This window comes from Leptospira sanjuanensis (genome assembly GCF_022267375.1).
GTDB lineage: Bacteria > Spirochaetota > Leptospiria > Leptospirales > Leptospiraceae > Leptospira > Leptospira sanjuanensis.
In genome coordinates, this window is record NZ_JAIZBH010000001.1 from 3,094,471 (window position 1) to 3,117,500 (window position 23,030).

At 42.7% G+C, this 23,030-nt stretch carries 16 protein-coding genes and 1 pseudogene (1 of these 17 running past the window's edge); 11 read left to right on the plus strand and 6 right to left on the minus strand.

Annotated features, from left to right (window positions below; all coding sequences use genetic code 11):
* Positions 1 to 17: 17 nt before the first annotated feature.
* The 6 genes and pseudogenes from LFX17_RS21035 to imm40 form a co-directional block, all read left to right on the plus strand.
* Positions 18 to 560 (plus strand): annotated as a pseudogene (locus LFX17_RS21035) (RHS repeat-associated core domain-containing protein); the annotation flags it as partial.
* A gap of 683 nt (positions 561 to 1,243) precedes the next feature.
* Positions 1,244 to 1,570, plus strand: a complete 327-nt coding sequence (locus LFX17_RS13845) for a hypothetical protein (protein ID WP_238747122.1) — start codon at positions 1,244 to 1,246, stop codon at positions 1,568 to 1,570.
* 417 nt (positions 1,571 to 1,987) lie between these two features.
* Positions 1,988 to 3,394: an RHS repeat-associated core domain-containing protein gene (locus LFX17_RS13850; RefSeq protein ID WP_238747123.1), complete on the plus strand. Its 1,407-nt coding sequence runs from the start codon at positions 1,988 to 1,990 to the stop codon at positions 3,392 to 3,394.
* The gene (locus LFX17_RS13855) at positions 3,395 to 4,015 is read left to right on the plus strand and encodes an Imm53 family immunity protein (RefSeq protein WP_238747124.1); all 621 of its coding nucleotides are present in this window, start codon (positions 3,395 to 3,397) and stop codon (positions 4,013 to 4,015) included. It abuts the gene before it with no gap.
* 173 nt (positions 4,016 to 4,188) lie between these two features.
* Complete coding sequence (locus LFX17_RS13860) at positions 4,189 to 5,514, plus strand: RHS repeat domain-containing protein (protein ID WP_238747125.1); 1,326 nt, start codon at positions 4,189 to 4,191, stop codon at positions 5,512 to 5,514.
* Position 5,515: 1 nt separating this feature from the next.
* Positions 5,516 to 5,863, plus strand: a complete 348-nt coding sequence (gene imm40 / locus LFX17_RS13865) for an Imm40 family immunity protein (protein WP_238747127.1) — start codon at positions 5,516 to 5,518, stop codon at positions 5,861 to 5,863.
* Between the two features lie 75 nt (positions 5,864 to 5,938).
* On the opposite strand, the gene LFX17_RS13870 is transcribed toward imm40, so the two are convergent.
* Positions 5,939 to 6,991, minus strand: a complete 1,053-nt coding sequence (locus tag LFX17_RS13870) for an IS481 family transposase (protein WP_238747128.1) — start codon at positions 6,989 to 6,991, stop codon at positions 5,939 to 5,941.
* A gap of 421 nt (positions 6,992 to 7,412) precedes the next feature.
* Here LFX17_RS13870 and LFX17_RS13880 point away from each other — a divergent pair, with 421 nt between their 5' ends.
* The 3 genes from LFX17_RS13880 (at position 7,413) to LFX17_RS13890 (ending at position 14,683) form a co-directional block, all read left to right on the plus strand.
* Positions 7,413 to 8,453: a hypothetical protein gene (locus tag LFX17_RS13880; protein WP_238747129.1), complete on the plus strand. Its 1,041-nt coding sequence runs from the start codon at positions 7,413 to 7,415 to the stop codon at positions 8,451 to 8,453.
* A 246-nt stretch (positions 8,454 to 8,699) separates the two neighbouring features.
* Positions 8,700 to 12,602 (plus strand): thrombospondin type 3 repeat-containing protein, encoded by a 3,903-nt coding sequence (locus LFX17_RS13885; RefSeq protein ID WP_238747130.1) that lies wholly within the window; start codon positions 8,700 to 8,702, stop codon positions 12,600 to 12,602.
* A 317-nt stretch (positions 12,603 to 12,919) separates the two neighbouring features.
* Positions 12,920 to 14,683 (plus strand): putative Ig domain-containing protein, encoded by a 1,764-nt coding sequence (locus LFX17_RS13890; protein ID WP_238730766.1) that lies wholly within the window; start codon positions 12,920 to 12,922, stop codon positions 14,681 to 14,683.
* On the opposite strand, the gene LFX17_RS13895 is transcribed toward LFX17_RS13890, so the two are convergent.
* From LFX17_RS13895 to LFX17_RS13905, 3 genes are all read right to left on the minus strand, one after another.
* Positions 14,673 to 15,878, minus strand: a complete 1,206-nt coding sequence (locus LFX17_RS13895; RefSeq protein WP_238730767.1) for a helix-turn-helix domain-containing protein — start codon at positions 15,876 to 15,878, stop codon at positions 14,673 to 14,675. The two genes, LFX17_RS13890 and LFX17_RS13895, sit on opposite strands and share 11 nt — an antisense overlap.
* Before the next feature lie 28 nt (positions 15,879 to 15,906).
* Positions 15,907 to 16,041 (minus strand): helix-turn-helix domain-containing protein, encoded by a 135-nt coding sequence (locus LFX17_RS13900; protein ID WP_238730768.1) that lies wholly within the window; start codon positions 16,039 to 16,041, stop codon positions 15,907 to 15,909.
* Between the two features lie 191 nt (positions 16,042 to 16,232).
* On the minus strand, positions 16,233 to 17,414 hold the full coding sequence (locus tag LFX17_RS13905) for an AraC family transcriptional regulator (protein WP_238747131.1): 1,182 nt from the start codon (positions 17,412 to 17,414) through the stop codon (positions 16,233 to 16,235).
* A 1,169-nt stretch (positions 17,415 to 18,583) separates the two neighbouring features.
* Here LFX17_RS13905 and LFX17_RS13910 point away from each other — a divergent pair.
* Positions 18,584 to 19,795, plus strand: coding sequence for an AraC family transcriptional regulator (locus LFX17_RS13910; protein WP_238747132.1), 1,212 nt, complete (start codon positions 18,584 to 18,586; stop codon positions 19,793 to 19,795).
* Positions 19,796 to 19,951: 156 nt separating this feature from the next.
* On the opposite strand, the gene LFX17_RS13915 is transcribed toward LFX17_RS13910, so the two are convergent.
* Positions 19,952 to 20,578: an MORN repeat-containing protein gene (locus LFX17_RS13915; RefSeq protein WP_238731607.1), complete on the minus strand. Its 627-nt coding sequence runs from the start codon at positions 20,576 to 20,578 to the stop codon at positions 19,952 to 19,954.
* A 129-nt stretch (positions 20,579 to 20,707) separates the two neighbouring features.
* On the minus strand, positions 20,708 to 21,916 hold the full coding sequence (locus LFX17_RS13920) for a metallophosphoesterase (RefSeq protein WP_238747133.1): 1,209 nt from the start codon (positions 21,914 to 21,916) through the stop codon (positions 20,708 to 20,710).
* A gap of 149 nt (positions 21,917 to 22,065) precedes the next feature.
* Here LFX17_RS13920 and LFX17_RS13925 point away from each other — a divergent pair, with 149 nt between their 5' ends.
* Positions 22,066 to 23,030, plus strand: the 5' portion of a protein-coding gene (locus LFX17_RS13925) for a GAF domain-containing SpoIIE family protein phosphatase (RefSeq protein ID WP_238747134.1). 799 nt of this gene lie beyond the right edge of the window; the window shows 965 of its 1,764 coding nt (coding positions 1–965); the start codon lies at positions 22,066 to 22,068; the stop codon falls past the right edge of the window.

Genomic DNA, 23,030 nt, shown 5'->3' on the forward strand with positions numbered 1-23,030 from the left:
CGTAGGAAACGCCAACAAACAACGCAGTCCTCGGTTCCTATTGGTATGACGAAGGCGGATTTCGTGTTCGCAGATCCGCTCTCGAACCGAAGAACAATTAATTCACAAACGTAGAAATTCTTTATCCAAGCAAGTTTTACGGACTCGAATACATCGAAAGCGAGAATTTAGTCACATCCGTAAACAACGTCTACTTGAACGGTGTTCGTATTGCTGCGTTGAACGAGGCGGGAGCGCTCGCCTACTTCCTCACAGACCAAGTCGATTCCGTTTCACACGTGTTAGACGACGAGGGGAATACTCTTTCCAGAATGCAGTATCTTCCGTATGGAGAGACCTTCGTTCACAAAGGCGACACGAACTTCGCTCCGAAATACAATTCGCAAGAGTTGGATCGTGAATCAGGGTTTTATTTTTACAACGCGAGGTATTACGATCCGGGGATTGCGAGATTTACAAGCGCCGATAGGATCATTGACGGTGAATTTGATACGCAGGGTTGGAACCGGTTCTCGTATGTGAAGGGGAATCCGATCGGGGCGAAGGATCCGACGGGGCATGATGCTAAAGACGTTGGGAAAGGTATAATGAATGGTTGGGCAAATGCAAATTCATTTGGCGCCTTTGAAAAAGAATTGCATGACAAACCCAAAAGTAATGCTTCGAATCCTGGTCACTTCGAAAAAGGATATGCTGTCGGTAGCGCTTTAGCTACTGTTCAAGGGGTTGCTGAAACCGCAATCGGAGCGGCCGAAATCGCAGTTGCAGCGACTGCCACAGTATTATCAAATGGGGCTTCACTACCTGCATCTGCTCCGGCTATAGCACACGGTACTGGAGTTACATCCCATGGTGTCGCCGTTACTGGATCAGGGGCTTATAACACCGCTAAATCTCTTAACAGAATGATGGATAACTCCGGAAAATCCGGAGGTGTTTCTAACAAAGGAAATAATCCAGGTAATAAAGGAAATGGTGGTACAAGCCAAAAAACAACGACAAATAATGAAAAACGTTTTAGTAAAGAAAAACAATCTCTTGTAGAAATGGCCAAAAAAGATAAGGAAAAAGGAATGACTAAAGGGGATATGGAGGCATATAAAAAGCTAAATAAAGAATTAAAAGATCCATTCCCGACCGATAAAGTCAGAGGACCAGAATCACATCCTAATCGGCAGCACGGAAAAAAACCACATGGACACGTTGGTCCTGTTAATCATATTCCAATTAAAGATTAAAAAATATGAAACTACTTCAATTTTGGCAATCAGCAGCAATTAAATTGAAACTTGAAATCGAAGTTCCTTCTTCATTTTCGTTACCAAGTGGGGATAAAATTGACGTTGCATTTATTGTAAAAAATTTTGGCGCTCCAAAGGGCATGCTGATTGTCACCGATTACGATTCTATCAGCGAATTCACAAAACAAATTTTAGAAGCGGGTTACGGCTTTTCCACTCTTGATGAGCCATCTGAAAACCAAGAATATTCAGATGATGGTTTGAAAGAATTATTAAATGATTGGGGATGGTCTGGTCCGGCCAACTTGAAGCCAAAATGGTTAAACTGAAGTGTTATTCTGCGTCTGAAATCTGTAAAAAAATGCAGATGATCATTTTAATATAGTGCTAAGCATTGCAAAAACTAAACTCGCCGAGGCTTTGATCAATAAAACGAAGGTTTCTTTTGTTTTTGGCCTATTTTTAAATTCAAATTATTATTTTTTGTCTTAGAAAATACATTCAATAAATTGAATTTAAAGTTTTTGAATCTATTTTTGGGAATAAAGGAAGAGCGAGGGTGTGAGTTTCTCGGTTAAGCCTTGTAAAAACTAAAATAACGTTCTTTGAAAACAATTTTCCTTGAGTAAGAGAAATCCTAAAGAAGAAAAGAAATGTTTCTGACTACAACGCGTTAGGGATCGATGCGGGGTCAAGTTATTGCTATCAAAGCATAACACGACTCTTTCCGAAAATCACTCAATAACTTGACCAAAGCGGAGAGCCCGGTCCGAGCGTACGCGAAGGAAACGCCCCAATATGACGCGAACGGAAACCTAACTCGTCAGCGCGACAACGCAAAAGATTTAACAAAAAGAATCAGCGTAGATTCTCAAGACAGAATCGTTCAAATCCAAGACGCAAACAATGCGATCCTCGGTTCGTATTGGTATGACGAAGGCGGATTTCGAGTCCGCAGATCCGCACTCGAACAAAAGAACAATCAATTTACAAACGTAGAAATTCTGTATCCAAGCAAATTCTACGGACTCGAATACATCGAAAGTGAGAACGTAATCACAAGCGTGAACAACGTATATCTGAACGGTGTTCGTATTGCAGCGTTGAACGAAGCGGGAGCGCTTGCGTATTTTCTCACCGATCAAGTGGATTCCGTTTCACACGTGTTAGACGACGAGGGGAATACTCTTTCCAGAATGCAGTATCTTCCTTACGGAGATACTTTTGTTCACAAGGGAGACACGAACTTCGCTCCGAAATACAATTCGCAAGAGTTGGATCGGGAATCAGGGTTCTACTTTTACAACGCTCGTTACTACGATCCAGGGATCGCGAGATTTACAAGCGCGGATACGATCATTGACGGTGAATTTGATACGCAAGGTTGGAACCGATTCTCGTATGTGAAGGGGAATCCGATTGGGGCGAAGGATCCGACGGGGCATGAAGCCAATGGTGGCATTGGAATCATGATGAACTCCCAGTGTAAAGGAAGTGCTAACTGCAATTCAGCCGGGCTCAGCGCAGTTTCAGAAGGCGCCAAAAAAGCAGTAGTGGGAACGGCCGTAGCAACCGGAGCAGCTGTTACAGGGTACGCCGCTGCCGCTGAATTAGGAGCCGCCGCTCTCCCATCCGCCATTTATTTAAGTAGTAGGTTTGGTAGCAACCCTGGCTTAACGAATTCTTTATTAAAAGTTCAAGATAAACTTCGTGGATCTTTGCCTAATGCTATAAATGCAACTAAAGAAGGCTTGAAAAATGCGAATGGTATTAGTAATAAAGGAAATAATACTGGAAATGGCTCCGGTAAGTCCGATGTTGGATCGACTCGTTCTTCTAACAAACTTGCTCCTTACAAAGACAATCCGAATGATAAAATCAAAGCGTCAGAGGTTGGGGATCATACGAGTTTCAAGAGAGATAAAGATGGAAATATTTACAAATATGAAACATATGAGAAAACGAAAACGGGACATTTTGATCCAAAAGTGAGAGGTGATGCAGGACAGTGGGACGGTAGCCCAGGCAAAGCACATACAAACTCGTCAACTGGTAAAAAAATTACTACTCCGCATATTCAGGGAAAAGAAATTCCAAATGGAGTCCGAAAGCCATTACCGGGAGAAACACCTAATAACTCGAGGTGGAAATAAATGGGATCAAAAGACATTTTTGACTGGCTCATTCGATGGTATTCTAATCAATGCAATGGAATATGGGAATTAGAAAACCAAATCAAAATAGACACGTTAGACAATCCCGGATGGACAATTGAAATTGGTTTAAAATCTACGCAACTTGAGCAATCTGAAATCAAATCCCGATCAATTCGAAATGAGGATGAAACAAATTGGTTCGTCTACCTTATTGAAAAAGCTACTTACGACGCAAGTGGAGATACTTTTAAACTTCCAACCTTAGTAGAAATATTTCGATCTATCTGGGAAAACAAAGAATCCATATATAACCCTATATCAGAAAGCATGTTTTCTTGGTTAATGGAGTGGTTCCAATCACAATGTGACGGAGATTGGGAACACGAGTACGGAATTGCAATCAATACGAACCTTGATAGAGGTTGGCAAGTAAAAATCGAAGTAAATTTCACTGAGTTAGACAGCGTTTCGATTGATCGCACTCTCATTCAGAATGGAGAAGATGATTGGTATTCTTTTTCATTAAAGGATGGAAAATTCTTAGCAGAGGGAGATCCAAAGAAATTACGAACTATCCTGGAAAAATTTAAAGAGATTTGGATTACACGTGCTAACTAACTTTCTTAAAACTAAGCAACAGAGTGTTCTTTGAAAACAATTTTCCTTGAGTAAGAGAAAACTAAAAGAAGAAAAGAAATATTTGAATCCTTGGCTTGCGTTAGGGATCGATGCGGGGTCAAGTTATTGCGACCAAAGCAGAACACAACTCTTTCCGAAAATCACCCAATAACTTGACCGAAGCGGAGAGCCCGGTCCGAGCGTACGCGAAGGAAACGCCCCAATATGACGCGAACGGAAACCTAACTCGCCAGCGCGACAACGCAAAAGATTTAACAAAAAGAATCAGCGTAGATTCTCAAGACAGAATCGTTCAAATCCAAGACGCAAACAACGCGATCCTCGGTTCGTATTGGTATGACGAAGGCGGATTTCGTGTTCGAAGATCAGCACTCGAACAAAAGAACAATCAATTTACAAACGTAGAAATTCTGTATCCGAGCAAGTTTTACGGACTCGAATACATCGAAAGCGAGAATTTAGTCACATCCGTAAACAACGTCTACTTGAACGGAGTTCGGATCGCCGCGTTGAACGAAGCGGGAGCGCTCGCCTACTTCCTCACAGACCAAGTCGATTCCGTTTCACACGTGTTAGACGACGAAGGAAAGACTCTTTCCAGAATGCAGTATCTTCCTTATGGAGATACCTTCGTTCACAAAGGCGACACAAACTTCGCTCCGAAATACAATTCGCAAGAGTTGGATTGGGAATCAGGGTTCTACTTTTACAACGCTCGTTACTACGATCCGGGGATCGCGAGATTTACCAGTGCGGATACGATCATCGACGGTGAGTCGGATACGCAGGGTTGGAACCGGTTCTCGTATGTGAAGGGGAATCCGATCGGGGCGAAGGATCCGACGGGGCATTGCACAAGTCCTATGTCAACTGTGCCTTGCAAAAGGCCGTTGGAAACAGGCCCACCCGCAGGTGCAGTTGGGGCAGGAAGATCCTCTTCAAATTCGAATGGTGGATATTCTGGGGGACTTGGAGCTGCGGCTACGGGGCTTTTAGCTAATTTATTAGGTTCAAATAAAGATAACCCAAGTCTTCCTGACAAACCGCGAAGTACATCTGTAACCCCTAATGATGCAAAGGAGATGGGGAAAGCTGGCCTTGATCCCCTTAATAAATCTGATATTAAGAATTTTCTTGGAAAAGGTAGCAAAAGTGGAGCGACACATGGAGGGAATTCTGGGATAAATAATAGAAAGGGCAATGTAGATATTGGTGAAAAAAGTTTCTTTGACGGTACGAAATATAGCAACAAAGTACTTGGACAGATGAAAAAAGGCGATAATCATGCCTTTCCTGAAAGTGTCAAAGCATTCGAAAAAGATGGGAAAATATCAAAAATTACAGGCGACGATGGCATTACGAGAGAGATGCTCAAAATACAAGGTGAATATGGTAGGAATAAAGGTAATTTTGAATTTATAAAAGAAAACGACGGAATAATCAACCATAGATTATTCCGTCCGAAATCTGGAGAATAATGTGGATGATGGTTGGCCTCGTAAAATATATGAAGTCTTGAATATTGGAGTTCATTTATCTGATGCAGGAGTAAATAATTGGGCTCTTACTAAAGATCAAGCTTTAATGGCATTGGAGAAATTTTTAAAATTAGATATTCCTATTTTAGGTGGCGATGTCTATGAATACAAAAATGGAATTATTGAATCTAATTACAATAATTGGTATTGCGATCCCGATGAAAAAGAAACTAATTCTGAATATGTAATAAGAAGTATAGAAAAAGCGATTAAGTATATTCAAGAATACAAAGTAAATGAAAATTATAAAATATATTTCGTTCTTATGCCTAACCCTCCAAAAAACTAAAATGGGATATCACTCAAACAGCGGCAAAATGTACAATGACAGTATTCCCCTTACACTTCTTCTGAAAGAAATTTCCTAATTTTCTAAAATTGTATCCTCGTCCTGCTTGAATTTGATTCCTTCGATGAAAACTTGAGATGGAGTTCTTCCGTTCATGTTTCTTCCCTGATGAGCTCGTTTGTAATTGTATTCCTCAAAGAAGATTTCCAAATCGATTTGCATTTCGTCAATGGACTCGTAGAATTTAGTTCTTCCTGCAATTCTAAAATGCTCATCGAGTAATGTTCTGTGAAGACGCTCGACGTATCCATTGCTTTGAGGTCTTCGGACCTTTGTAGTTCGATGTTCGATGTCTTCTAATTGAAGAAATAATTCGAAAGGATGTTGATCTTCTCTTCCACAATACTCACGACCATTATCGGTAAGAAGGGTTTGAACTTTAATATTATGTTTTTCAAAGAATGGAAGAACATCGTTATTGAGAGTTTGGACGGCAGTGACAGGAATCTTTGTGTTGAAAAGTCTTCCCCAAGCAAATCGACTGTGACAATCGATAACGGTTTGTAAATAGACTCTCCCAACACCTTTTAAGGAACCCACCATGAATGTATCCATGGAAACTAATTCTCCGGTAGAATCGGCTTGTATGTGCCTTTCTCTGTATTCTGGATCGAATCTTTCGAGGAGCTTGATCTGCTCCTCGCTGAGAGGTATGATTTGATCTTTATGATGTTCTTCGAGTCTCAGAAGTCTTTGATGTTTGGTTACGAGTTTATTTCTCGCCCAGACTCCTCTAACGCCTCCGGAGCTCACTTTGATTCCCTTGAGACTGAGTTGTTGTGCGACTTTTAAACACCCATGGGTAGGACGAAGTAGAGAATATTCTAAGACTTCTTTTTCGATTTCTTCACTGACTCGGTTAGGGTGAGGGCCAGTTGCTCCTGGGATTCTATCTAAGAGTCCTTCTGCTCCGTATGTTTGGAAGTTTCTTCTAATCTCATAGAACTGCTGACGGGAATATCCTATGATCTTACAAGCTTTGCTTACATTTTCTAATTCGTTAGCAAGCTCTAATAAATTTAGCTTCCTTCTTTTTGCTTTTTCTACTGCATTGGTGTTGGTGGTCATCGGTTTCTCCTGAGTTTAAATAATTTGTGGTAAAATCATTTTTTCTTTCAGAAGAAGCCGGGACCACTGATTTTTACCCGACTGTCAGGTGAATACTATCACTACACAGGCAAAACTTTTCTCTACGAAGCGGCAGGGATCGCAGCGGAAATACTGCAATGCAACATGCGCTTAAGAAGATCATAATATGTACGATATTACTCCATGTTGCTTTGCAGATTGAAGCGGAGAGCCCGGTTTCGGAGAAACGCGACAAAAAGAACGAAATAGTGTACAATCAAACCCTAAACGACAAAACGACATTTCTCCGAAAGCCGCCCCGAAACTAAATACGGTTCACTCGGACGCATAAGCTGCAATAGCCAATCCATCCGTCCAAATTCCTTGACTTCCCCACCCGTTTCCTTACAACCATCCTACCGTGAAAAAATATCTCCCCGCCCTCATCCTCACAATCGCGTTTTTCTTCATATTGAGAGAAGGCTCCAATCTCCTCTATAAATCCAAAGAAGAAGTTCGAGTCTATAACACGGGACTTTACTTTCTCACAAAGACGGACCTTTCCCCAAAACACCAATCGGATTCTTTTTTATTTCCTTACGTTTTATACAAACTCGATACCGACTTATCGCCCGAGAATTTTTCACGTCTTTGTTCAACCATCTGGATTCTTGCCGGTCTTTTGTTAGTTGCTTACTATACGGTTCGATTCGGACTTTGGGCGGGAACCTTTATCGGATTTTTTATTTTACTTTCTCCGATTGTGCTGATTCAAAAAACATGGATCGGGTTTCCGGATCATCTTACATTTTTCTTTTCTTCGGCAACGGTCATACTATTGGATTCGATTCTAAAAAAACGAATGTGGATTTTATCCCTCGTTCCCGTTTTGTTTTTAGGAGCTTGGAATCATTTTTATCAGTTCTCTGTGATCGTATTGTTATTGATTCTAGTTCAAACGATTCAGGAAAAGAAATTCGACGTTCCTCTGGTTGTTACGATCGGCGGGACTCTTTTGATTGCGCGAATTCTTTCGATTCTCCTTTTTCAATGGAAAGGAATCGTTCACGAAGATTCCCGTCTTACAACGATAACGGAAGTCCCGTTTTCCAAATGGATCGAGATCAATACGATCGTTCCTCATCTTGCGCTTTTTTCCTTTTTCAACGGGAACATTGTCCTATTAGCAGAAAGACTTTTTAAACGGAAATACTTGATTTTGATTCCGACAAGCGTAGCCGCGCTTGTAACATTTTTTACTTACGATACCACGCGGGTGTTCGTTCATCTTTTTTATCCTTCTTGGTTCTTTCTCTGGTTGTATTTTTTCCGAACGGAACCGGAAGAATTTAAGAATCGAAAGACGGCTTACTTCGTATTGCTTGCCCTTTCCTGTACAATTCTCGTCGCAATTCCGCGCTTCTTTATCGAGGCGGGAGGAATCAATTATCTGCTGCCTTGATTATTTTTTACGGAAAGAACATCGGGACCAATATGCCATTCGATTCTCTTTAAAACCCGCTGAAGCGGCAACATCCGCCGTACGTTTCAGGTTTCAACTCGAACCGTTCATTCCTTTTCGATTCTGCGTCATTCGCCATCTCGATTTCCAAATTTTTTCATTTATTTTTTAAATCTCATGACTTTTGTGTAAGCGGAGTCGGATATGACAAATTAACTAAATACCATAGCACTTTGGAGTTTTTCGATGCGTAGATTGATTTTTTTCATTTTTTGCATTCAATTGTTTGTTAGCTGTTCCAACGGTTTTCTTTCTCATTTTTCCGATAAAAATCAAAATACATTTCCGCTTCCGATTCTTGTCAGCGGAATTCCAAAGGTGATTCTCCCTCAGGAAATCCCTTCGGAATCGCTTCGAATTCAAGAAAATTCTTCCGTTCCGCAACTTTTGGGAAAATCCCAAGTCCCGATCGGTAAGATTTACGACATCCATCTCGAACTCACCGATAAAAAGGACGGTAAAAAACTATCGTATCAGAGTTTATATTTTTCCAAACCGGTTCGGCTCGAATTTCCGGTCGATTTGCAAGCATTAGAGGCTAAGGGTTTTACCAAAGAATTCTACGTTTGGTATAGGGATTTTACCGATCAGAAATGGAAAATTCTGCAAAAAGGAGCGTTAGACGAAATCTCATCTTCGGTTTCGGTTGAAACGAGACATTTCACACCCTTTCTTCTGACGGCTCTGCCCGTTCTACCCGATACGGGTATTGCCGGCGCCCCTGCTTGTTTTACGAACGAATCCGCTTCTTGGAATCCTCAAGGAATTTTGGACGACGCTTCGACATCGCGCGCAAAGTTCGGAACCATTGGAGAAGGGTATCAATACTTGCAGGATCGTCCCTATTTCGTTAAGGTCAATGAAGGCGCGTTTCGCGAATTGGGATTGGAACTGTCCCTTCTTTTTCCAACGTGTCAAGGCGGTGCGGGAACCTGCGGGAACTCTTTGCTTCACACTGACTCCAATACTTCGGAATATCTTTCATTCAACGCGGTGAAGGATATCGACGTATATGTAATGTATGATTCGAGAGGAGCCGCTCTTCCGGCGGATTCTTCGCAGGACGCGGATTGGCTGCAAAGTGATTTCACTCTTTTAAGCGGTAAATATATTTATACTACCGATCCGGGTTTGGATCCGTCGCAAACACCGGGAGCATCCGGTTATAAAATTTATAAGCGAAGTTACACGCAGGGATCGCGCGTAGTCTTGGGTGGAAACAAAAAAGGGACTTCGGCTTCCGGCATATCTTCGAATTATTGGGTTCTCGTAAAACCCGCAAACACCGAAGGAAGCGTATTGCCTTCGTCCACGTTATGTGCTTCCGGTCCGGATCCGAACTTTCCGCAACCGGTAGTCGGCTCCGTTTATCCGGGAGCGGACAAGGCGCTTTTGTATCTATTCTATCCGGATACGAATTCGCCAAAACAAATTGTGATTCGAAGAAGCGAGATCGCACCTCCGATGTCGCCTGCGTTGGGAGAACCGCCTTCCGGTACGGAGGTCACTCCTTATTCCTTCATCGACACGGGATTAGTTCAGGGTCATACATACTATTATTCCGTTTTTGCGCTTAACAAAGACGGGTATTACAACTCAATAACGATCGGTATGGTTACCACGGGGCAAGACTCGGACGGCGACGGTCTTACCGACGATTTTGAAATCAACTTTAACGTAGGAAATCTTTTCGAAAATCCTGCGGCGTTTTATCGAACCGACGAAATGAACCCGGATACGGACGGAGACGGAACCGCCGACATGCAAGAACTTGCAAATGGAACCGACCCGACAAAACCGGATACGATTCCTCCTACTTTTCAATTCAGACCTCTTGCCAACAACGCAAGTTCGGGTTATTTAGATTATCAAGTTCAAGTGGATGATGCTTCCGGTTCCGAAAGATATTGCTTTTTACGGCAATTCAACCCCGGAATGACTGAAGAAGAGTTTCTAAAAAAACCTTTCGGCGTCTTTCATTCTTTGAATCGTCCTTTGATGAGCGACGGCTGGAGAGCATGTTTTCCAAATTATGGAACTTTCGAATTGGGAAAATCCGGTTCCAACCTTCCGGATAGATTTGCGGTTTGGGGAAGAGATGACGCGGGAAATATAACGGGACCTTCCGTTTTTGAATTCAAAATGTGGGAATCGAAAAAAACAAAGACGATTTCCGGCAATGCTTTCTCATATGCTTCCAATAATCCGGTTCATCAGATGAAAGCGATTCGATCGATCAAAACGAATCCGGATTGGAACAACGGAAAATTGACTAGTAACTATTACCCCATCTTTCCGGGAAGCGATGTGGATTTAAGCGGATCTACCCACATTCTTCTAACGGAACAAGGAGAATTGGAATCAAGCATAACTCGAATTCCGAGCTTTCTCAGCCTCTCCAAAAACAAAGCGACATTCTATTCCCAACAAGGATCTACCCTCGGCGTTACAAAGGTCAACGAAGTGGGGATCGAATATTCTCCTTCGCCCAGCGGGCCAAAACCGGTAGTGTTCCCGATCAAAATTGGAACGGATCAAGCGATGGGAGCGGTTTCCTTTAACGGAAGCAAAACTCAAAGTAACGTTTTTAAAACTTCTACGGGGGTTTTAACAAAAGACACCGCGACATTTGATTCTTTAGCTACGGGTGTCTTTCCTTCCGCGATTCTCCCCTTTGATTACGGGCAAAGTTTAGGAATCGTGGTCGGAACCGCATTGGAAACCTTTCTGTTGGATAGTTATTCGAACGCATTGTATAAACATGTGACCAGCGCTACGACGAATTCGGATTTAAGCGGCGCGATTGCAAGTTCCTTCTTAAGCCGGTATAACCCGCAGGGAGAAGCAGAGGTTTTTGCAACGCTTTCCGTTTCCACTTCCACTTCCGTAAGAATTTTCTATCGAAAATCGGGAAGAAAAGAACTCAATTCGTTTTTATTGACGGGGATTCCGGCCACGTTCGTCGGAAAGGATCTTAAATTTTATTCGTACTTAAATTGGTCGGGTCAGCCGGAGTATCGTCTTTCAATTTTCGGGAGAAACAATCCGACAAGCCCTTTGACCAGGCTGCTTAATTTTAAGATCGACATGACGTCCGGAATTCCCGTCGCAACATTCAACAATGCATCCGATTTAACTTACGGAGAATATCAATCGATCGAGATCGATTCTTCAGGACGTTATCTTTTTGGAAAGATGAACGGAAATTCGAGTGTGAATCTTTTTATTAACGGCGACGACGGTCCTATTTACTTAGGAAACGCATTCAATTCGAGCCCATCATTCGATTTACAACTTTCGATCGCAAAATCGGAGGAAAAAGGAATCGGAAATGTGGGCGGCTATTCCAAAATCCGCGTTTTGGATAGTTTAGGATATATTGATTATCTAAAATACGGATTTTTCCCCGCAAACTCGGACTTGATTTTCCGACACAATTACTACGACTCGGACGGGAACGATTGTGTTGCCGGTTCTCCAATTGCCGGAATCTCGAACGTAACCGCTGCTGCGACCGGGAATTACGGAATTCCCCCTCAACCTTTGGCGATCACTTCCGATACGACGATTACGAACGCTCAAAAACTCAAGGCGCCGAGTAGCGCGGCGACTCTGATTCTCGAATCGAGTTTCACGCAAGGTTCGGCTCCCTGTAGAGGGACTTTGATCGCTCGTGATTCTGTGGAAATTCCGGTAAGAAAAAAAGAAACGATGCAGATCTCCTTTACTTACAACGACACAACGTTAAACCCGAATAACGTTCCGAATAACTTAAAGCCGACGCCGGAACCTGCTGCGGTCAAAAACGCCGAATTTAAGGTGTGGGAGCAGATTCTCAAGAAAGGACCGACACAGTTAGGAACTTACATTCAAAAAAGGATCTTTATATTTGGCGCAGCGGTGGTCATCGTGGACGAGGCAAACCCTTGTATCATTCACGGAGTAACGATAGAAACGGGAAGATCCTATTGTAATAATTACTTTGGCGGTTACCCGCTCTTTGTGGAGAATTTCTACCGAAGCGTCGATCAGTATTTGATTTCGGGAAAATATATCTATTCCGGCGATAAATTGATCCCCGCTCCGTAAGAGAGATCCGAAAATCTCAGGCTAAATACGAATCGGATTTGCCTGAGATTTGATCCCGCATCGCATCATTGCAGTTAGTTTCGAGAATGTGATTTCTTTTCTTAGAATCCAAAAACAAAAGCGATTCTCCGCCCCAGCATCTCTTGGTTTATATAATTGTAAGTAGGCAATTCCTCAATTATAAATCATGGAGAATAATCCTTCCGATTTGCGTATCTTCTTTTAACGATTTGTTTCTTTGAAAGGAAATTCGAATCTTGAACCTTGCGGCTCAAGAGAATTCAAGAAAAACCTATCGTAAATTTGTAGGAGGATCAATGAAAAAGCGGTTGATTGTTAAATTCTATTCTCCATTGATCCTACTGCTTACGTTCGTTACCGGTTGTTTAACCGGAGATCGTGGTAGTTCCTACGTTCTTCCTTTGTTGAATACTAATCTTTCCGTTGGAACGCCAAACCCATCAAATGGAACCGGGCCGGCATTTCAATATTCTTCCCCTTCGTTTCGGTTTGTTAAGAATGAAGCGATCACGAGTTTTACGCCGACCACGTCGGATCTCATCGATCATTATTCAATTTCTCCGGCTCTGCCGAACGGAATGAGTTTCAATCCGTTGAACGGTGAAATCGCGGGAACTCCCTCCTCCTCCGTAGCTCCGACCTCGTATCAAATCACGGCCTATAACTCTCAGGGAAATTCTTCTTCAATTTCTCTCGCTCTGGAAGTTCAGGCTTTGAATTGGGAGAATCAGTATTTTCTGAAAGGTTCCAATCTTCTTCTCAATCACTCGCTCGGCGTAAGCGTAGGAATCTCCAACGATACCATCGTTGCGGGTGCATACGGAGACACGGCGTTTTCTGGCGCCGCATACGTTTTTCGAAAAGTCGGAACTACATGGTCACAAGAAGCGTATCTAACCGCCCCGTTGCGTACGAATAGCGACGTATTCGGAATTAGCGTCGCTATTTCCGGAGATACAATCGTAATCGGCGCGCCTCTTGAAGACAGTAATCAGAATTTCATTTCTACGACAGCCTCCTCCAACGAATCCCTGGTTTCCTCCGGAGCAGCCTACGTTTTTCGCAGATCGGGAGCGACTTGGAATTTTGAAGCGTTTCTCAAACCTTCCAACGCGGACGCAAACGATTCCTTCGGTCGTTTTGTCGCGATTGACGGAGACACAATCGTAGTCGGATCTCCGCGCGAAGCAAGTTTGGATCCGACAATTCAAAGCGGTTCGAACGCGAGTTCCGATAACAGCGGAACAAACGTCGGAGCGGCTTACGTTTTCAGAAGAGTCGGAACTACATGGTCCCAGGAAGCGTATCTCAAAGCACAAAATCCCGCCGCAAACGATCGATTCGGATCTGAAATCGGAATCTCCGGCGATACGATCATCGTAGGAATCAGTCAAGACGATGCGGGATTTGCGAATTCAGGAGCCGCCCAAATTTTCACACGAGTCGGAACTACATGGACCCGCGAAGCCTTTCTCAAGGCGTCGAACGCGAACGCGAGCGATCAGTTTGGTGTTTCCGTCGGAATTTCAGGAAACACGGTGATTGTCGGAGCGTTCGGGCAATCCGCTAACGAAGGCGCCGCTTATATATTTGAACGAACGGGTAACAACTGGTCGGAAATCGCAATCTTAAAGGCGCCTAACGCGGAAGCGAACGATCAGTTCGGAAAAGCCGTCGCCATTTACGGCGATACCGTGGCAATCGCCTCTCCTCGCGAATCGAACTCCGGCCAAACGATCCTAAACAAGGGCGTTCTTCCCGATCCGCTCGACAACGGTTCCTTGAATTCGGGAGCGGTTTACGTCTTTCAAAAAGATACGAATTGGATGTATCGCTCTTTTATCAAAACTTCCAATGCGGATCCAAGTGATCAAGTTTCCAACGCCACTGGCGGGCCAAGTACTCCCATCGGAGAATACGGAAGCCTAGCGATGTACGGAGATCTCATCGCGCTCGGCGCGGCGGAAGAAAAAGGCTCACAAACGGTTTCCTCCCCGCTTGCACCGACCGGAGACAATGCGAAAACGAAAGCCGGAGCCGTATACGTCTTTAATCGCTAAGTCTTTCCGTAAGTTCATAAGAAATATCTAATTCAGTTTTATAAATTTGTTTTTTTAAATCACGCGGAGGAACGCCGGCAAACTTGACCGAAGCCCGATGAAAAGAAGAAGGGGAATTAAACCCGCAGGCTAACGCGATTTCCAGAAGATTCAAATTCGATTCCTTAAGAATCATATTCTTCGCTTCTTCAAACCGATGATAGTTGATGAATTCCGGAAAATTCGACTTCTTATACTGATTCATAAAGTAAGAAGTCTGATGCACCGTAAGACCCAGATACGCCGCAAAATCCGGCAAACGAATTTCATCATCCAGAAAAACTTTTTCCTGTAGAAATCTTTCTACGCGATTTTCGATCATTTGCAAATTCACGCCTTCGAGCAGATTTTTTTTCTGTAAACTCTTGGCTTCAAGATGATCGTCGTAGCTCTCTTCGGTTAAAATAATCGAATCAAATTTTGCTTCTCCATTGTGAAATGAAGAACTCTTCCAACTAAATCCCGGAAAATAAAACTGCAAAAAAAACAAGTATATTAAAGCGTAAACACACGCCATATAAGCGAATACTAAAATATCACTGGAAAAAACCTGGATTCCGTAAATTCGAGAACCGTACGCGCCTATTAGAACCGAACAAAAAAGGACGTAATTCAGATTGATTTTAGAAACCTTTTTTAAATAAACGGTTCGAACCACGAAATAGGACATTACCCCGAGAGCGACAATGATCAAAACATTCGTAAAACAGATAGGGAAGACAAGATTTTTCGAGAAATAAGTTACGGAAAATAAAACGGGAAACACTATTAAAAGAAGGTTCGAATATTTTTCCGGTTTTTCGAACATATCCGCCACATGCAAATAATAGAATAAACTAGAGATGATGTTATATAATGAAATACTTAAGTATATTCCGAAAAAAATCCGATGTCCCAAACTCGGCTCGTAAAGAGCCGGGGAAATTATAAAATAAGTCGCTACATTATAACAAACCAAAGTCGCAAACACGCTCAAAGAAGTGGCGGCTCGCGCCAGATTCATGCGAACCTTTCTATGTCTGTATAAATCGGAGAAACCCGAAAAAAGCGTCAAAATCAATGCGGCCGCCTGCATGGAAGCTGAGAAAGGGGATACATTCGCATCTAAAAATATGATGCGTTCAAACGTATCCCATAACGGTAAAATCACTTGCATCTGAATTCTCCCTGATTTTTCTTAAAGATCATCCGGAAACGGTTTCCAATCGATTTTTGACTTTCTTTCCCGGTTCTTTCGGAGTAATTCCGGCAAACTTCAACGAAGCTCGATGAAAGGAAGCGGTGGAATTAAAACCGCACATCAAAACGATTTCCAACAAACTTAAATCACCGTCTCCCCTAACATTCGTTTCGCTACTTCGAAACGATAAAATCGGAGATCCCTCCGAAAAAACTCATAACGATCGCGTCGCGTGAACGCGGATCAAATAAGTCGGCGCCGCTTCGTGCAATCATACGAAGCCTTTTAGAAATTCTAACACAGTCATAGCTTCCCCGATCCCAATCTATTTTAACCGGTGTTTTCCTGAAGTTCGAACGCGACTTCCATCAAAGCCTTTCTTTGAATTTCCTTTTTTAAATCCCGCGGAGGAATTCCCGTAAACTTAATCGAAGCACGGTGAAACGAAGAAGGAGAATTAAATCCGCAGGCCAACGCGATCTCCAAAAGATTCAAATGAGTCTGATCGAGAATCATCTTCTTCGCCTCCTCCATACGGTGATAATTGATAAATTCGGGAAAATTGAGTTTCCTGTATTGATTCAGATAGAAGGAGGTCTGATGGACAGTCAGACCCAGATATGCCGCGAAATCGGGTAGACGTAGATCCTCGTCCGTATATTCCCTTTCTTTAATAAACTTTTCGATCCGGTTTTCGATCACTTGTAGATTCACGCCTTCCATCAGATTCCTTCTTTGAATCTTTTCTTCGATAATCTCTTCGCTCGGATCGTTTGAAAACGACTTAAGACCGAAACTACGGAGTTGATCTTGTTCTCTCCAGGTAAATCCGGGGAAATTATATTCCAAAACGAAGAAGTAAACCACGATATGCCCTGGAATCATACAAGCGATCAGCATCAGATCCGCCGAACGTATGGAAACGCCGTAATAGTGGAGCAGGAAGGTGACACACATCATCGCGTTCATAGCCGGGTAATTGAAATAAATTTTTGATTTTTTTAAACGGAAGATCGCATAAAGACCCCAAACACCGGTGGTTCCTTGAATCGCGAAACCGAGGATGTCGCCAAAACGTGTATAGGAATCCATATCGGGAAAAACGAAAGCGAGAATCAAAACGATCGGCAAACTGATCGTAGCACGGATACAATATACTTCCGGTTTTTTCAAAAGCCCCAAAAGATAGATCGTATAAAACATACCCCAAAGACAAGGAAGCACGTTGATTCCGTAATAAAAACCGAAATAAATACGATGATAAAAGGCGGGATTTACTAAAGCGGGAGAGACAAGAAAGTTGATAGCGGCCGTGTTTAAAATGAGACAACCGCAAACACTCAGCGCGACAAGGCCGCGAGTCAGATTCATTTCACTCTTTTTGAATCTATAAATCTCGGAGACACCGGTGATAAAACTCAGAGCGATCGAACCCGCGTGAATACAAATTAAATACGGAGAAGCCTGATCGCTGAATAAAACGAAATCCCTAAATAGGTCAAACAACATCATAAACACATCCATCTGCACAAACTCTAAAATCCAAACTTTCTATAGTTTTATTTTTACTTGGAAACACACAGTGTTCCGACATTTCACTTCGATCGTCGAAAGGATTCTTTTCACATGAAGAGATACGATTTGCGCCCAATATCTTTGTTTACATGTTCCAACTTTTCCGAGAATTCGGCTTTTTAGCGGGAACTCATTTCCCGGGAGATTTTTTTCGTATAGGAAACCGCCGTTTGTATTTTGAACGAACGTTTATTTTTATAGATACGCTCGTTTCTTGATTCTACGGTCATCTTTTTAAGGATCGCTTCTCCCGAAATAATTTTTTGCTAAAATTGTTAACCGAATTCAGTATTCGATCTATAATCATAAAGATCTTGCGTGACTTCTTTACGGAATCGATCAGCGACTTCGTTAAAAAAAGAATACCAGAATATATGTTGAACATCCCTTCAGTCTATAGATTGCGAGATATTCACGAGGTTGTTTCCAGGCTTTGGCTGAAAAACACATTCAGCTTTTTGAAAGTGGCATCTGCTTCCGATGACGGAGGAAACATGTCATCGGATCATTTCTTTTTATTGTCAAATTGAAACAAAATCCTCGAAACCAGGCAAAGATTGCCGCAGAATGGACCCGTCAATTTGACCGGATTTTCCATTTTCTTTTTTTATAACTTCGAATATATTAAATATAGATATTAAAGTTTTTTTAAAATAAGAATTCGATAAAAATAGAATTCGAGTTACGGTTTCACACAACGCGACTTTTTCTTCTTTATTAAAGATTAGAACGATTATAGATCGGACTGAAACAAGACTTTTTGAAAGCGGAGCCATTTCGTTTAACAAAATTTGACATAAAAAATTCATGATTTATTTCGTTCTTTAAAATAACATTTTATACGATATACATTCCGATTTTTCTATTTAATTCAACTTATATCATGAAAAGACTTTTGCTTTATAACGAAGTAACTTCTTATCAACAACTTATTCCTTTGTCGTTCAAATCTTGCGAATCCAAATCGGCAAAATTCAGGCACATACGGAATCCGTTGCGTCGCTTCTAAATGAAGAAATAAATTTTTAAGCGTATCACATTAGAAATAGCTTTCTAAACGTCCAAATAAATCTGGGTATTAGGAAGAGGATGAGCAGGAGTGAGGGATGATTTTTTTCGCAGATTCGAATCTTTTAGTCTATATTACTTTGTTAAAGGACGGTTTTAACCGCTATTTAGAATATCTGTATTCAGCCAGTATCGTAATCAGCTTTTTAACCGGACTTTCCGGCTTTTACAAGGGTATTTACAAAGCCCAGAAGGATCGTTTAAACCTCGTGCGCGGGATCTTTTTGACCTGTGTTTGTTTTTTGATCCTAGGTCACGGCAAAGCGATTACGCTGATGACTACCTTCATCAACAGTCCGCTCAACCTCGAATATCGGATATTTTTCTCCTATTATTACGGATTTGCGGTAACTGCTTCGATCGTTTCCACATTGTATGTGATGCATCTTTTCGGAGTTCTCCGGAATCCTCTCCGTTATTGCCTCTTTACATTCGCGTCTTTTCCGATCGTCTTTCTTACTTCGTTTATGATGGGAGATATACTTTCGATCGTCTATTTCGGAAAAACCGTTCTTTTTCTTCTTCAGATGTCCGCGGGAATTTTGACTTTGAGCTTTATCATCAAAAACAAGATGAAACGGATTTATCTCAATTATCCGATTCAGAACTTTATATTATGCACCGCGCTTCTCATTCACACATACGGAATGGCGATTCAATCTCCTTTGGTGATGATGACCGCGCTTTCATTTACGGGATTCTTCGTGGTTTATTTCTTTATTCTGGAATACAATCATCCTGATTTCTGGAAGGTGGGCTTTTCCAGCGAGTTGATGGAAGCTAAATCCGAGGATTCAAAGGCACAAACTCTGCAAACGCCCGGTTCTAAGAATTTAGTGGAACGTCTCGACATCGATCGAATCGAAACTAGAATTCAAAAATTCGTGGAAGACCGCGAATATTTAGACGAAGAAATTCGTTTGTCCGATTTTTCCGCGTATATCGGAGTTTCTCTTCATCAAGCTTCCTATTATCTGAACAATTATAAGGATCTCAGCTTTACGGACTTCTTGAGTTTTCATCGTTTGGAAGAAGCCGGAAAAATGATCCAGCAACGGCCTGAAATCAATCTTTTGGAAGTAGCTCTCGCAAGCGGTTTCAATTCGCCTTCCTCTTTTCGAAGAGCTTGTTTGAAATTTGCGGGAAAACCTCCAAAAGAATTCAGAAATCATATTCTTCAAAAGGCTGCTCTCACAGGAGCCGCAGATTCACAATCGATGGCATTGGAATTTCAAAACCAACTCGGATAACATCTCGACGTTTTCTCCTCTTTGCCGAGCCTAAGGTTCAACAAACTCGGCAGAGGAGAGAAATATACGCCACTTCACCGTCAAAATCTGCGAACTGCGGAAAAAGCAGACCTAACCGTATTTCGGACTCAGAACTTTATAAAAACTGAATATTTTCTATCTATTGCAATTCATCTTATTGCGGATGATGGAACATTCCTTTTTCTTTTTACCGATCGTTAAAAAACCTTCGGCGCTTTCTCCGTCGTCGAAAAACCTTCCGCTAAAAACGGCGCCGTTTGCGAATCGATACGTTCCGGTCCCTACCTTCTTGTCATTTTGAAAATAACCGGAATATTTGTCGCCGTCGCGGTAGTGTATATTCCCGAAACCATGTCGCTTATCATTTTTGAAACTTCCGGAATACGCTTCGCCCGAATCGTAGACGTAAATCCCGCTTCCGTCCTTACAATTGCCGCTTTTGCATCCGGGGGAGGAACCTACATATGCGGATAATGATTTCGTTTCCTTTTTGGGAGATGAGGGGTGATTTTCGTCCGAGTGCGATTCTTCGGACTCGACGTATTTTTTCGGCTGCCCCTGTGCGTCTTCTTGAAAGAACTTTCTTTCCTTCAATTCCGGTTCCAAGTCCAGATCTTCTTTCTTTTTGGAACCGATCGTTTTGGAAGTTTCCTTTTTAGGAGCGTTCTTATTCTTCTTTCCGCAGGCAACGGACGTGAAGACGAAAAGGAGAACGATTCCTAACGTTAGAATTCTTTGTTGTCCGGTTCGCCCCGAAACCATCATCGCCCTCCATTCTAAGCTCTTGTTTAGAATATCGGATGAAGACGCCTTCCGGAAAAGTTTCCGAATCGGATTCCTTCCCGGCGTTTCGTTTTTTTTCGATCTTACTACGAGTGGAAAAAGTATCGGTTACGCATTCTTCTTCAAATGAATTACGCTGATTTCGGATGGTGCGCCGAGTCGAATCGGCGGTCCCCAATATCCGGTGCCTCGGCTCACGTAAATCCAAGTGTCCTTGTGCTTATGCAAACCGGCGACGAACTTCTGCGCGAGATAGATCAGAAGATTTCCCGGAAAATATTGTCCGCCGTGCGTATGACCGGAAAGCTGAAGATTGAATCCGGCGGCCGCTCCTTCAAAGACGCTGTTCGGCTGGTGTGCAAGAAGAATCTTATAGTCCGATCGTTCTCCGCCCCTCATCGCTTGATGCGGATCGGTTTTATGTTCTGCGATGATCGTTCCCGCTTTGAGATCGGTCACACCCGCGAGAGTCACGTTCGCCTTTCCATGTTCGAGAATTTGATTTTCGTTTAACAAAACTTGAATGCCGTGTTTCTGCAATTCTCGGATCCAGGAAAGAGCGCCCGAATAGTATTCGTGATTTCCGGTTACGAAGAAGGTTCCGTGTTTGGATTTCAGATCCGCGAGCGGAGTGATATGATGTCCGAGTTTGCTCACAGGTCCGTCGACCAAGTCCCCCGTAATCGCGACAAGATCCGGTTCGAGTTCGTTGACCCTTCTTACCACCGATTCGAGAAATCCCTTTTTGATCGTAGGTCCGATATGAATGTCCGAGATTTGGACGATCCGAAAACCGTCCAAGGAAGAATGCAGATTCTCCTCTAGGACGTCGACGGAAATCACCTTCAGTTTGCGATGCGCCTGATAAAATCCGATCCCCGTCAATCCGCCCGCAAGCCCGATCACGGAAAAACTGAGAAGTCGGTTTAAAAATTCTTTCCTTTCGATTAGGTCGACCCCGGTCGCTTCCGTTCCGGATTCGGACATAGGAAGGAATGTCGTGATCCCTCCGATCGATGCTGCGGTTATATCCTTCAACAAAACGAGACTGAATAAGATCGTAAAAAAACCTAACCCCGTAAAGGCGAGATAGGAAAACGCGGTTTGAACCGATTCCTGACGCGAAGTCAAGCTGATGTAATAACTGACCGGAATGCTCAAGGTGAATAATAAGATCAAACCCCAGGCGAGCCAAGAAATCCAAGCTTGAGTCCCTAAAGCCGGAATCAAACGAAAACCCGTATACGTGTAACCCAACGCGATGATGAGGGTAAATACGGAAAGAAAGATAAGAAAACGAGACAACTGATTTTCCATTACTTAAATAAGACCGGAAAAAACGCGGGAAGTTTCTTTTCAGATTCAATTCCTGTCGATGTCAAGTTATACTTTGCCATTTTCAGATCCTAGAATATTCCCAAACCCTTGACGAACCTCGTAATTCCTGTAGTATTGACAGAATATCTATGCCTCACGCTGATTTAGAATTTCAGAAACTCAAGAGTATTCTCAACACGAGTACGATCTTAAATGCGAATTTGGATCTCTATCAGCTATTGCCTTTGATCATGCTTTACTCCAAGGATCTTCTCGAAGCGGAAGCGAGTTCCTTGTTTCTTCTGGACGAGACGGGAGAATTCTTATACTGCGAAGTGGCGCTCGGCGAAAAGGGTGAAATCATTCAAAAATACGGCCGGCTCGACGTGGGACAAGGGATCGCGGGTTGGGTCGCCAAAGAAAAGAAACCGATCATTCTCGAAGACGCGTATTCCGATCCGAGATTCAACCAGGCCTGGGATCAAAAAACCGGTTATAGAACGCGTTCCTTGGTTTGTGTTCCTTTGTTTGTGGAAGACAAGATCATCGGAACGCTCGAAATTCTCAACAAAACGAAAGAGCGTTCTTTCGATTCTTCCGATCTGAATTATCTTACCTCCTTATCCGAAGTCGCGGCGATCGCGATTCAAAACGCAAAAATTCACGATAATCTTAAGAAGCGAATTCTGGAACTTTCGCTTTTGTATGAATTCGAAAAACTCATCGTTTCGGAAAAAAGCATTCACGAACTCGGCAACTGGGTTTTGGAAAGAATCCTCGAATTTCTGGAAGCAAGAACCGGCACGATTTATCTCGCAGATCACACGAATCGAACGCTGCGGATTCTCGCGGCAAAAGGAATTCCCAAGGAAGCCGTTCACACGATCGTCGTTCCGTTCGGGGAAGGAATCGCGGGCTGGGTCGCCCAGGAAAAAAGGAATCTTCTCATTCAGAATCTGGAAGAAGACAAGCGCTACAATCAAAACGCGAAGTATAAGTTCGAAGCGAATTCGCTCATCTCTTCTCCTTTGATTTATCGGGACGAATTGCTCGGAGTCATCAGCGTCAACAGCAAGAACTCGGGTTTCGCGTTTCACCAAAACGATCTGGAGAT